Consider the following 12,568-nt stretch of genomic DNA (forward strand, 5'->3'; position numbering starts at 1 on the left):
ATAGAGAGGTGAAAAGAGTGAGTACAATAAAAATCGTTCCATTAGGCGGCGTTCGTGAAAATGGAAAAAATATGTACGTTGCTGAAGTGGAAGATGAAATTTTTGTACTGGATTGTGGATTACAATATCCAGAGAACGAACTTTTAGGAATTGACGTTGTCATTCCGGATTTTACGTATTTAGAAGAAAATAGTGAACGAATTGCAGGGGTCTTTTTGACACATGGCCATGCAGATGCAATTGGGGCCTTACCGTATTTGCTTTCAAAAATTCAAGTGCCTGTTTTTGGGACAGAATTAACGATTGAACTAGCAAAACTAAGTGTCAACAGTCATGCGGAAACGAAGAAATTTAAAGATTTCCATGTGATTGACCCGCATACAGAAATTGATTTTGGTCAAGCAACGGTGAGCTTCTTTAAAACAACGCACACCATTCCAGATTCGATTGGCGTTAGCATCAAAACAAAAGAAGGTAACATTGTTTATACTGGTGATTTTAAATTTGATCAAAGTGCGATTGAGATGTATCAGACCGATTATGGCCGCTTGGCTGAAATTGGGAAAGAAGGCGTCTTGGCGTTACTTAGTGATTCATCAAATGCTGAAAACCCAGTCCAAGTTGCTTCCGAAGCCCAAATCGCTGATGAAGTGTTCGACACGATTCGCTATTGGGAAGGACGAATCATCGTGGCATGTGTGGCAAGTAATTTGCAACGGGTCCAACAAGTATTGAATGCAGCGGATCGTTCTGGTCGTAAAGTCGTTTTGACAGGCCAAGATTTTGAACGGATTATTCGGACGGCGATGAAATTGGAAAAATTACAATTGCCAAGCGAAGATCTATTAGTGAAACCAAAAGAAATGAAAAAATATGCACCCGAACAGTTATTAATTTTAGAAACAGGCCGGATGGGAGAACCGATTAAGTCACTTCAAAAAATGGCTAATAATACACATGGTGTCGTTCGAATTGAAGAAGGCGATTTAGTTTATATTACGACAACGCCGACAACGGCCATGGAAACAACGGTTGCCAAAACAGAGGATATTGTCTATCGGGCCGGTGCTACGGTGAAGCAAATTTCCGACAATTTACGTGTGTCTGGTCACGCTAATCCGAATGACTTGCAATTGATGCTGAACTTAATGAAACCAAAATATTTCATTCCTGTCCAAGGTGAATACCGCCAGTTAGCTGCGCATGCGGACTTAGCACACGAAATTGGCATGCCTTATAAAGATATCTTTATTACAGGTCGTGGGGACATTCTAGAGTATACAAAAGGTAGAATGTCGGTAGCTGGCAGCACAACGGCCGAAAATATTATGATTGACGGGATTGGTGTCGGTGATATTGGTAATATCGTTTTACGGGATCGTCGTATTCTTTCCGAAGATGGTATTTTTGTGGCTGTTGTGACAATTAATCGTCGAGAAAAACGAATTGTTTCACCAGCTAAAATTACTTCTAGAGGTTTTGTTTACGTTAAAACAAGTAAAGACCTAATGAAAGAAAGTAGCAATATTGTTACAGAAATTGTTGAAAAGCATTTAGAAAGTGACGATTTTGAATGGAGCAAACTGAAACAAGAAATCCGTGAAAACTTAAGCCGTTATTTATTTGAACAAACCAAACGTCGTCCTGTGATCTTACCAGTTATCATGGAAGCGACGCAACGCAAGCGTCCCAAAAATAACGCATAGTTCGTCCTGATAAAAGCAGGTGATTTTAGGAGAAATTCTTCTAAAGTCATCTGTTCTTTTTTGTAACTTTCTTCTATAAATATGGTACTATTAATCAGAGCGCTGAATAAAGGAGGCGATTTTAATGGAAGAGATTGTGTTGTTCCATACCAATGATCTTCATTCTCACTTTGAAAATTGGCCCAAAATACGGCGTCTGGTTAAAGCCAAACGTTCGCTGCACCAAAAAGAGGGCAAAACAGTCGTAACCATTGATTTAGGTGACTTTTCAGATCGGTGTCATCCTTTGACCGAAGCAACAGATGGTCGAGCAAATGTAGCTATAATGAATACATTAGCGTATGATCTGGTTACAATTGGAAATAATGAAGGAATCGGCAATTCAAAGAAACAATTAGAGCATTTATATGATCAGGCAACATTTGAAGTGGTCTTAGCTAATTTAGAAGACCCAAAAACCCAAACGTTACCAGATTTTTGTCAAGCATATAAAATTATGACAACTAAAGAAGGCACGAAGTTAGGGTTTATTGGCTTAACCGCACCATTTCCTTTAACGTATAATCCCAATGGCTGGACAATCAAACAAGTGGAAGCAGTCCTTCCTCAACTGATTACAGAAGTTGCGCCTCAATGTGATGTTCTCATTTTGCTTAGTCACTTGGGGATAGATACTGATTTTATGATTGCGGCGAATTATCCTGAAATTCAAGTGATCTTAGGTTCCCATACACATCATTTATTTAAAGATGGGGAAAAAATTAATCATGTACAACTAGCAGCTGCTGGAAAATATGGACAGTATATTGGTGAAGTGCATCTGTTTGTGGATGCCGATACGAAGCAAGTCACAAGTTATGCGAAAACCATTGAAACAGCAAGTTTAGAAGAGCAAGCAACTGATGCCAAGGAAATTGCGGGTTACTTAACGGAAGGTCATCGACTATTGCAAGCGCAGCAAATTGCACAAATCTCTGAAACCTTATCAACGGACTTACGGCAACCGCACGCCTTTATAACTGTTGCCTTGAAGGCGTTAAAAGAAGCGGGGCAGACCGAAGCGGCTGTGTTAAACAACGGATTATTTTTAGCAGATTTACCAGAAGGAATAATCAATGCAGACCAATTACATGAGGCCTTGCCTCATCCAATGCATTTAATCAAGGTTACCTTGAAAGGGTCAGACATGAGCCGTTTGATTCGTGAAATGGAAAAAAGTCGTCAATTTCTGCGGAAATTTCCGATTCGCGGGATGGGCTTCCGCGGGAAAATTTTTGGCGAATTATGTTATGATGGGATTCGTTTTGAGCGAAATAGCCAGACCGTTTTTTGGCAAGGGAAACCTATTCAGCCAGAGCAGAAGTATACGCTGACAACAGTGGATCACTTTCAATTTGTTCCGTTTTTCCCAACGATTGAGTTAGTTGGAGAAGTCGAATTTTTATTTCCAGACGTTTTAAGAACTGTCGTGGCGAACTATCTGCATGCCCACTATCCAATCAAATAAAAACAAGGTATAATAAAAACTAGGTGGTGAAAAAATGACAGACAAAAAGACAACCGAAAAAAAAGAAACAGAAACTGCTGCAACCTTTACAGAAGAACTAACAGCAGTTCTTGAAGAAATAAAAGAAGAACCTGTAAAAGAAAAGAAAAAAGGGGAAATTGTCACCATTGTGAATGAAACAGATATTCAAATTGGTGAAAGAGAGTACCGAATTGTTAAAAATCATCGTGATGCCTTTGATCCTGAACGCTTAGGTGAACGGTTTAGTGAAGTATTAGCGCGTTATGATTATATCGTAGGAGACTGGGGCTATGAACAGTTACGCTTGCGTGGCTTTTTTGATACTTCTAATCGTCGGGCAGCGCCAGATCAACGCATTGATACACTAGAAGACTATTTGTATGAATATTGTAATTTTGGCTGTGCCTATTTTGTAATTGAACGAACAGGGGAACGTAAAGAAAAAACAACGCATCGTCGTCGTCGCCATAAAAAGAATAATCGTTCTAACGCGTTTGTCGAGGAAAAGAGTGCGCCCGCTAATAAAAATAGCAAGCCAGTGATTCGTACGCGAAAAGAAGAAAATAAAAAAACGACTACACCCAAACAGCCTAGTCCCAAAAAATCTGGCAAAGGCTTTACGATTCGTCAACGTGAGGAGTAAACAGAGTGAAAAAAGACTATCAAGGATATTTAATTGATTTAGATGGAACGATTTATTTAGGAAAAGAACCAATTCCAGCCGGAAAACGTTTTGTCGAGCAGTTACAGGAAAAAGATTTGCCTTTTTTATTTGTAACGAATAATACCACTAAATCTCCTGAAACAGTGGCACAACGTTTAGCAAATGAATTTGATATTCATGTCCCAGCATCCCTTGTTTATACAGCGACTTTAGCGACGATTGATTACATGAAAGAAACCAATCGAGGCAAGAAAGTCTTTGTCATCGGCGAGGCTGGTTTAATTGACTTAATTTTAGAAGCAGGTTTTGAATGGGATGAAACAAATCCTGATTATGTTGTCGTGGGACTTGATACAGAATTATCTTATGAAAAAGTGGTTTTAGCTACCTTAGCCATTCAAAAAGGGGCGTTGTTTATTGGGACCAATCCAGATAAGAACATTCCGACAGAAAGAGGCTTATTACCTGGTGCAGGTTCAGTTGTGATGTTTGTGGAGACAGCTACTCAAACAAAACCAGTTTATATTGGCAAACCAAAAGCGATTATCATGGAACGAGCGATTGCGCATTTAGGCGTGGAAAAAGAGCAAGTAATTATGGTTGGAGATAATTATGAAACCGATATTCAATCAGGGATTCAAAATGGTATTGATAGCTTGTTAGTTACATCAGGTTTTACCCCTAAGTCAGCTGTTCCAACTTTGCCAACGCCACCAACCTATGTTGTTGATTCCTTAGATGAATGGACTTTTTGAGTATGATGAGGTCGAAATTGCGTTTAAGGGAAACACTTGGACTCATTTGTTTGTTTTTAACGATTGTGGCTTTAAGTATCACGATCACGATTAATTTTCGTCCATTGTATCTTTTTGATATCCAACACTTAAATATTTTAAAAGACGTAGAGGTTGATCGTGTGACCTTGATTAAAAATTACGATCATTTAATGATGTACTTAAACAATCCTTTTGAAAAAACATTAGTATTTCCTGATTTTCCAATGTCTGATAGCGCGGCTTTTCATTTTTATGAAGTGAAAAAATTGTTTTTATTGTGCTATGGCGTATTACTAGTTACGTTGATGCCTAGTGTCCTTTATTTAAAATATTTGGTAAAAAATCAGCGTTTATGGACATTGATACGGCCATTTCAGTGGGGCATGTTTTTGCCTGTGCTTTTTGGCTTTTTCATGCTGATTGGCTTTGATCAATTTTTTATTGCGTTTCATGGATTATTTTTTAACAACGATGCTTGGTTATTTAATCCGCTGACTGATCCGATTATCAATGCCTTACCTGAAGCCTACTTTATGCATTGTTTTATCTTGTTTTTTGTTTTATTAGAAGGCCTGTTTTTGATAGGTGTTTTAATCGGAAAACGTTCTTTAAAAAAATAAAGAGAGAAAAGTGAACAATTCCAAAATTGCTCGCTTTTCTTTTTTATTCAATCTAGTTTTAAAAACTAGATTGAATAATTGTCAAAAGTATGATATTCTTTTTTAGAAATGGTTAGGAGGGTTTTTATGGACGAGATAGAAAAATCACTACAAAATTGGGGCCAACAATTGGAAAATGTTCATTTGCCAAGATGGCATGAGTTACCAGACATTGAATTATATATGGATCAAGTGATTACTCTGATAGAAAAATACTTATCCCCATTGATTACACTGGAAAAACATACTTTGTTAACGTCCTCAATGGTTAATAATTATGTCAAACACGGGTTAATCCCGGCCCCAGTGAAAAAGCGCTACAATCAAAAGCATTTAGCGTTTTTAATTGCGATTACGTTGTTGAAACAAGTGTTAACATTGCCAGAAATTAAGCAAGGCATTTTATTCCAAGGAGCCACGGTTGGTATTCGTGAAGCGTACAATTTATTTTGTCAAGAACAGGAACGAGCGATTTATGTGATTGCTGCTCAAGCGCAAGAAAAAGAAGTTCAGGCCAAATCACAAGAACCTATGGGGATTGAATATTTGGCTGTAAAAGCAGCGACAATGTCTTTTGCTACTAAAATGTTTAGTGAAAAAGTGATTGAATTGGAACAAGAATACTTAAAAGAAATGGATGAGATGACACATGAATAAAGAAAAGATCGCACTACTGGTTGATTCTGGGACAGATGTTCCAGAGGCATTAGTCAAACAATACGGCATGTATGTCTTGCCTTTACAGATTATTTATCCTGAAAAAACCTATACAGATAAGGTAGATATTACACCAGAAGAAGTGTATCAACGTTTAGAGAAAGAAATCCCGAGTACTTCATTGCCAGATGGCGCAACAATCCAAGCTATTTTTGACAAAATTAAAGAAGCGGGTTACGAAAAAGTCTTAGCGGTGACCATTTCTAGTGGTTTAAGTGGAACCTATAATGTGGTTCGCTTGCTTGGAGAACAAACCGAAGGACTAGATGTATTTGTTTTAGATACAAAGAACATTGGTATCGGGGCTGGCATTCAGGCGATACGAGCAGCAGAATTAATTGAAACAGGATTAGGCTGGCAAGAATTACAACAAAAATTAACAGAAGAAGTAGCCAACGCAAAAGTATTTTTTAATGTAGCCACTTTAGAATATTTACAAAAAGGTGGACGAATTGGTTTAGTCACTTCTATTTTAGGGAATGCGCTAAAATTAAACCCCATTATTTCTTGTAATGAAGAAGGCATTTACTATACGGTGGCTAAGTCTCGCGGCCGTAAAAAAAGTCTTGATAAAACGTTTGAGTTGGTGACGAACTTTATAGGTGAGGCACCCCGTTTTCGTTTGGCAGTCGCTCACGGTGCGGCAGAGGAAGAAGCAAAAGCAATGATGGAACGCTTGAAAGCGGCTTTTCCACAAGCAGAAGAAATTTACTTTGGAACGATTAGTCCGGCATTAGTTGTTCATACAGGACCAGGACTTTTAGGTGTTGGTATACAGTTATTAAATGATTAATTAAATGAAAAATCCCCTCAAATTTTTTTGAGGGGATTTTTCATTTAAGATTTCTCTTTTTCATAGAAATATCATTTTGCTGGAAAAACAACGAAAATTATATTGAAAATTTCACGAATGTGTTACAATTTGTCTGCAAAGGGGGAATTTTTTGTGAAAAAAGCAATAGCAGAATGTTTAGGAACATTTATTCTTGTCTTTTTTGGGACAGGAACAGCCGTTCTAGGAAATGGTATGGAAGGGATTGGAACAACGGGGATTGCCTTAGCATTTGGCTTAACAATCGTTGCTGCTGCCTATAGTATTGGCACAATTTCAGGTGCACATCTAAATCCAGCTGTTTCTTTAGGAATGTGGCTTAATAAACGAATAACAACAATGGAACTAATCTACTATGTAGTGGGACAAATTGTTGGTGGCTTGATTGCCTCATTTGCATTATTAAGCATTCTAAAAGGTGCTGGTAAAAGTATTGAGAACTTAGGTCAAAATGGCGTAGGGGAATTAAGTGTTGCTGGTGCATTGACAGTCGAAATTATTTTAACATTTATTTTTGTTTTAGTTGTCATGACAGTTACAAGTGCTAAGAAAGGCAATGCTTCATTAGCAGGAATCGTAATTGGGTTAACACTAACAATGATTCACTTAGTCGGCATTCCTTTGACAGGAACTTCTGTCAACCCAGCTCGTAGCATCGCGCCAGCCGTTTTTGCGGGTGGTTCAGCGTTATCTGAGTTGTGGATTTTTATCGTTGCGCCATTAATTGGTGGATTATTAGCCGCTCTTGTAGCAAAATTCGTCTTAGATACGGAAGAATAGATTAGCAGAAGAAGAATCTTTGATAACAAGCGTCAATTGTTGTCAGAGATTCTTTTTTTGTTATACTAGGAGAACCTAAAGGCGCATTTTTAACCAAAGATGAAAACATCATCAAAATAAGGTATAATAGGAAAGTATCAAATAAGATTAGAAGGAAAAAGAGGTGTCTCTTTGTGAAGAAAATTTTAGTAGTTGATGACGAGAAGCCAATTTCAGAGATCGTTAAATATAATTTGGTTAAAGAAGGATATGAAGTATTTACTGCTTATGATGGAGAAGAAGCACTTGAAAAAGTGGAAGAAGTGGAACCAGACTTAATTATTTTAGACTTAATGCTCCCTAAAATGGATGGCTTAGAAGTCGCGCGAGAAGTGCGCAAAACACATGATATGCCAATCATTATGGTGACTGCCAAAGATTCTGAAATTGATAAGGTTTTAGGATTAGAATTAGGAGCCGATGACTATGTAACGAAACCATTTTCAAATCGTGAATTAGTTGCTCGTGTAAAAGCCAATTTACGGCGAGGTGCAACCAATGCGAAAGAAGCCGAGGTGACAACACAATCTGAATTAACGATTGGTGATTTAACCATTCATCCTGATGCATACATGGTCTCAAAACGAGGTGAAAAAATTGAATTAACCCACCGTGAATTTGAGTTACTTTATTACTTAGCAAAACATATCGGACAAGTGATGACTCGTGAACATTTGTTACAAACCGTTTGGGGTTATGATTATTTTGGTGATGTGCGGACAGTGGACGTAACCGTGCGTCGTTTAAGAGAAAAAATTGAAGATAGTCCAAGTCATCCAACGTATTTGGTTACTCGTCGTGGGGTTGGTTATTATCTAAGAAATCCTGAACAGGAGTAATCAGGTATGAAGAAAAAAGTTCACTTTTTTCAATCTGTTAATTTTAAGATTGCGTTATCATTTATTCTGCTGTTACTGATTGCGATTCAAATCATTGGTGGCTATTTCATTCGTGAATTGGAAGCCACTACAATTTCCGATTTTAAAAAAAATATGGATTCCCAAGTTGTCCAATTGTCAAACACGTTAAGTACGCAGATGAGCAACAAAGATCTCGAACGTAGTGACGTTGATGCAAATTTAAAAAAAGCGTTATCTGATTTTTCAAATGCAGATATTTCTGAAGCGAGAATTGTCGATGATAAAGGGATTATTCGGGCAACCAATGATTTAAATCAACAAAATATTATTGGGAAAAAGAATGATTATCGTGATTTAAATGACTTTACGAGTAAAAAATATCAAGCTTTAGATAATGATAAACGCGTGTATGTGAATGTCCAGCCGATTCAATCGCCTACTGGAGAAACAGTGATTGGCGTCCTTTATGTGAAAAGTAATTTAGAAAATAAATACCAAGAAATTACCAACACAGCAAGTATCTTTTTCACTGCTTCTATTATTGCCGCAGCAATCTCGATTATTGTGACTTTACTGATTGCACGATCAATCACGAAGCCGATTGGTGAAATGCGCGAGCAAGCCATTCGAATCGCTCGTGGTGATTACGCTGGAAAAGTAGAAGTCCATGGAAAAGATGAATTAGGCCAATTAGCAGAAACATTTAATCAATTATCAGAACGGATTGAAGAAGCACAAGAAACAATGGAAGCAGAAAGAAATCGTTTAGATAGTGTCTTAACGCATATGACAGATGGTGTCATTGCGACGGATCGCCGCGGAAAGGTGATTACGATTAATGAAATGGCCCTTTCATTATTAAATGTAAAAAATGAAAATGTGATTGGGACCTCGTTATTAGAGTTGTTAGATATTGAAGAAGATTACACATTGCGGAAGCTGTTAGAAGAGCCAGATGAACTGCTGATTGATCGCTCAACGTCTGATCGTGAAGAAGACCAAATGATTATCCGGGTAGACTTTACAATGATTCGTCGGGAATCAGGATTTATTACTGGCTTAGTTTGCGTACTTCATGACGTCACAGAACAGGAAAAAAACGAACGGGAAAGACGGGAATTTGTTTCCAATGTTTCTCATGAGTTGCGAACGCCTTTAACAAGTATGCGTAGTTATATAGAGGCTTTGAGTGAAGGAGCTTGGGAAAACCCTGAGATTGCGCCGAATTTCTTAAAAGTCACGTTAGAAGAAACCGACCGGATGATTCGTATGATTAATGATTTGTTAAATTTATCTCGGATGGACTCTGGGAATACACATCTTCAATTAGAGTATGTGAATTTTAACGAATTGATTAATTTTGTCTTGGATCGCTTTGATATGATGATTGAAAATGAGCAAAAAAATTACAAAATTTGCCGTGAATTTACTAAACGCGATTTATGGGTAGAATTAGATACAGACAAAGTAATTCAGGTTTTAGACAACATTTTGAACAATGCGATTAAGTATTCGCCAGATGGCGGCGTCATTACCTGCCGACTAGTTGAAACACATAATAATGTCGTCTTTAGTATCTCGGACCAAGGTTTGGGCATCCCTAAAAAAGATCTCGGGAAAGTCTTCGAGCGTTTTTATCGTGTGGATAAAGCACGTGCGCGAGCACAAGGTGGGACTGGTTTAGGTTTAGCAATTTCTAAAGAAGTAATTCGGGCCCATAACGGGAGTATTTGGGTGGAAAGTACAGAAGGTGAAGGATCGACTTTCTATATTTCACTACCATATGAACCTTATGAAGAGGATTGGTGGGAATGATGAAATTATCAGAATGGATTACAAGAATTGGCTTGATTTTGATGGTCATTTTAAGTATATATTTTTCAGTCAATATCTGGCTGAATTCTGCCAAAAAAATACCAGAAATGAAGTCGGGAAGCCAAGTCACAACAGCTGTAAATGAAAAAGTCATTGGCGATGTCTATTTACCTTTGCAATTGATTCGAATAACTGATGGAAAAGCGATGCAAAGTAATCGTGAAACATTAATTAGTAATGTTCAAAATGATATTAAAATGGCTACGTTTGGTAAATTGACACAAGTTGTGACAAAAAATGCAGAGCAACTTAAGCGCTACAACCAAATGGAACAAGGCATTGAACTTCTTTATCAAGGTCCCTTTTTAATCTCGGACTATGCTTCGATTTATAATCTATCCATTAATTTTACTAACTTTAATGAGTTGACGGACCAGTATTTTACGAAAATTCAATTGGATTTTAACGAAAATAAGATACGTTTTTTAGATTATGATCAATCCAACGTCTATGAAGCGCCCATGACTGTTAATAAGGCGCGCTTAATGGGAATTATCAATAAAGAGGGATTGCAATATCAAGACGTTTCCGAAAATACGCTAACCAAACAAGGACAATGTTATTTAACCAATGATATGAAGTTGAAAAAGTACAGTTATATCTTAGCTTCGCAACCAGTTACTCGTTTTAGGAATGCTTTTTTCAATGAAACGGAAGATATCCAAACCAATGAAGACAGTCAAGACTTAACCTACACGAGTAAAGAAGAACGATTGTTTGCAGAAGAAAAACTGGGGAAAATCGATTTTAAAGGGACCTTGCCAGAAGAGAATAAACGGGACTCAATCTATAATCAAAGCTTTTCTTATGTAAAACGTTTAGGAACCAATATGGGGAATTTACGTTACTTTGATCGAACGAAAGATAGTGTCAATTATCGGACTTTTGTGGAAGGTTTCCCAGTGTTCAGTAATGATTTAAAAGGCCAAGTGGATATTCGCATCACGAACAACGATGGTGCTGCACCAAGCGTAACCATTAACACAAGTGTGAATACGATCCAAGTGCCGATTCCTTCAGAAGAAGAAGTGACGCTGGAAAGCACGGAAAAATTGATTAAGCGTTTAGAAACGGCTGGTGCTAAAAAGGAAAAAATTCAATCGGCTGTTATCGGTTATACGTGGCAGACAATTGAAGAAGTCAAACAAGTCGTTGATTTAAGTCCGGAATGGTATGTCCTTTATAACAACAATTGGTACACTGCAACGGACTTGGTAAAACAATTACCAAGCTTGGAGGTGGGCTAATGGATTTTAAACGAATTGAGTGGATTTTCTTCTTAGCGTTTTTAGGATTAAATATCTTTTTATTTGGAATTTATCGGGAAGGTCAACAAGAGGAGAGCAACGTCTCTTCTTCCAGCCAAACAGAATCGATTGAAAGTCGGTTGGAAAAAGATAACATCTCGTATAAAGGGACACTTTCTTCAGAACGATTGGAAGGCTATTATTTAAGTGGCGAACAAACCAATTTTTCTGCTGCTTTAAAAATCCAACGTGAAAAGAATAAAAATTTTTTGAGAAATGGGCTGCAAATTGCGGATAATACTTTAACGAGTGTACCTAGTAAAAACTATTTTATTGATCCTAAGAAAATTGATAAAGATTTAAGTACCTTTTTAAATGAAAAAAATGCTTTATTATTCGGAGACGAATATCAATACTTACCAGAATTTTCTCATTTAAAAGAGCCGACGGCAGAAATTGTAGCTGCACAATCGTATAAAGGAATTCCTTTTAGAGACGACACGGCAAAATTAAGTATTTTAGCAGATACGTCAGGTGAATTATGGAAAATTAGTAAATATTCGCAAACGCACATTGAAAATATTGAAGAGTTACGGGACAAAACGGATTTATATTCCAATCGTGATGCGATAGACACGCTCTATATGAATAACCGGATTCCTAGTAATTCCAAAATAACATTCATTAAATTGGCCTATTCAAGAATTTATAAAATTCGTGAGAAAAATGTATACGTTCCAGTCTGGTTTGTAGGAATTTCTACTGGTGAAGATTCAGTTGAAATTGAACAGGTGAATGCCGTAAGTAATACCATCATCACAAATAATACTGTGCCAAAGGTGGAAAAACATTAAGGTCCGTTGTATAATGAAACACGTTAATGTT

The 12,568-nt window shown here is 37.3% G+C and carries 12 protein-coding genes; all 12 read left to right on the forward strand.

Going from position 1 to position 12,568, the window contains the following annotated elements; all coding sequences use genetic code 11:
• Nucleotides 1–17 precede the first annotated feature (17 nt).
• A complete protein-coding gene (locus IGJ37_RS04780) occupies nucleotides 18–1,706 on the forward strand; it encodes a ribonuclease J (RefSeq protein ID WP_002375145.1) in 1,689 nt (562 codons plus the stop codon).
• 124 nt (nucleotides 1,707–1,830) lie between these two features.
• Nucleotides 1,831–3,213: a bifunctional metallophosphatase/5'-nucleotidase gene (locus IGJ37_RS04785; protein ID WP_083578683.1), complete on the forward strand. Its 1,383-nt coding sequence runs from the start codon at nucleotides 1,831–1,833 to the stop codon at nucleotides 3,211–3,213.
• A 34-nt stretch (nucleotides 3,214–3,247) separates the two neighbouring features.
• Nucleotides 3,248–3,877 carry a YutD family protein gene (locus IGJ37_RS04790; RefSeq protein WP_002357954.1) on the forward strand — a complete coding sequence of 210 codons (630 nt, stop codon included), beginning with the start codon at nucleotides 3,248–3,250 and terminating at the stop codon, nucleotides 3,875–3,877.
• Nucleotides 3,878–3,882: 5 nt separating this feature from the next.
• On the forward strand, nucleotides 3,883–4,653 hold the full coding sequence (locus IGJ37_RS04795) for a TIGR01457 family HAD-type hydrolase (RefSeq protein WP_002410760.1): 771 nt from the start codon (nucleotides 3,883–3,885) through the stop codon (nucleotides 4,651–4,653).
• Complete coding sequence (locus tag IGJ37_RS04800) at nucleotides 4,641–5,294, forward strand: TIGR01906 family membrane protein (protein ID WP_002381967.1); 654 nt, start codon at nucleotides 4,641–4,643, stop codon at nucleotides 5,292–5,294. The genes IGJ37_RS04795 and IGJ37_RS04800 overlap by 13 nt, the downstream gene beginning before the upstream one ends.
• 126 nt (nucleotides 5,295–5,420) lie before the next feature.
• Entirely contained in the window at nucleotides 5,421–5,990 is a 570-nt protein-coding gene (locus tag IGJ37_RS04805) for a DUF1836 domain-containing protein (protein ID WP_002357951.1), read from the forward strand.
• Nucleotides 5,983–6,843 carry a DegV family protein gene (locus tag IGJ37_RS04810; RefSeq protein WP_002357950.1) on the forward strand — a complete coding sequence of 287 codons (861 nt, stop codon included), beginning with the start codon at nucleotides 5,983–5,985 and terminating at the stop codon, nucleotides 6,841–6,843. Before IGJ37_RS04805 ends, IGJ37_RS04810 begins: the two co-directional genes overlap by 8 nt.
• Nucleotides 6,844–6,960: 117 nt before the next feature.
• Complete coding sequence (locus tag IGJ37_RS04815) at nucleotides 6,961–7,662, forward strand: MIP/aquaporin family protein (RefSeq protein ID WP_325814736.1); 702 nt, start codon at nucleotides 6,961–6,963, stop codon at nucleotides 7,660–7,662.
• Nucleotides 7,663–7,835: 173 nt separating this feature from the next.
• Nucleotides 7,836–8,540, forward strand: a complete 705-nt coding sequence (yycF, locus tag IGJ37_RS04820) for a response regulator YycF (protein ID WP_002357947.1) — start codon at nucleotides 7,836–7,838, stop codon at nucleotides 8,538–8,540.
• 6 nt (nucleotides 8,541–8,546) lie between these two features.
• Nucleotides 8,547–10,376 (forward strand): cell wall metabolism sensor histidine kinase WalK, encoded by a 1,830-nt coding sequence (gene walK, locus IGJ37_RS04825; protein WP_002379340.1) that lies wholly within the window; start codon nucleotides 8,547–8,549, stop codon nucleotides 10,374–10,376.
• On the forward strand, nucleotides 10,373–11,683 hold the full coding sequence (locus IGJ37_RS04830) for a YycH family regulatory protein (RefSeq protein WP_325814737.1): 1,311 nt from the start codon (nucleotides 10,373–10,375) through the stop codon (nucleotides 11,681–11,683). Before walK ends, IGJ37_RS04830 begins: the two co-directional genes overlap by 4 nt.
• On the forward strand, nucleotides 11,683–12,537 hold the full coding sequence (locus IGJ37_RS04835; protein WP_002365516.1) for a two-component system regulatory protein YycI: 855 nt from the start codon (nucleotides 11,683–11,685) through the stop codon (nucleotides 12,535–12,537). The genes IGJ37_RS04830 and IGJ37_RS04835 overlap by 1 nt, the downstream gene beginning before the upstream one ends.
• Nucleotides 12,538–12,568 lie beyond the last annotated feature (31 nt).

Source organism: Enterococcus sp. AZ104 (assembly GCF_050546705.1).
GTDB lineage: Bacteria > Bacillota > Bacilli > Lactobacillales > Enterococcaceae > Enterococcus > Enterococcus faecalis.

Coding starts and splice junctions, on each gene's coding strand:
- IGJ37_RS04785 (WP_083578683.1), top strand. CDS start 1,831: ATGGAAGAGATTGTGTTGTTCCATACCAATGATCTTCATTCTCACTTT.
- IGJ37_RS04810 (WP_002357950.1), top strand. CDS start 5,983: ATGAATAAAGAAAAGATCGCACTACTGGTTGATTCTGGGACAGATGTT.
- walK (WP_002379340.1), top strand. CDS start 8,547: ATGAAGAAAAAAGTTCACTTTTTTCAATCTGTTAATTTTAAGATTGCG.
- IGJ37_RS04805 (WP_002357951.1), top strand. CDS start 5,421: ATGGACGAGATAGAAAAATCACTACAAAATTGGGGCCAACAATTGGAA.
- IGJ37_RS04790 (WP_002357954.1), top strand. CDS start 3,248: ATGACAGACAAAAAGACAACCGAAAAAAAAGAAACAGAAACTGCTGCA.
- IGJ37_RS04815 (WP_325814736.1), top strand. CDS start 6,961: ATGTGTTACAATTTGTCTGCAAAGGGGGAATTTTTTGTGAAAAAAGCA.
- IGJ37_RS04835 (WP_002365516.1), top strand. CDS start 11,683: ATGGATTTTAAACGAATTGAGTGGATTTTCTTCTTAGCGTTTTTAGGA.
- IGJ37_RS04800 (WP_002381967.1), top strand. CDS start 4,641: ATGGACTTTTTGAGTATGATGAGGTCGAAATTGCGTTTAAGGGAAACA.
- IGJ37_RS04830 (WP_325814737.1), top strand. CDS start 10,373: ATGATGAAATTATCAGAATGGATTACAAGAATTGGCTTGATTTTGATG.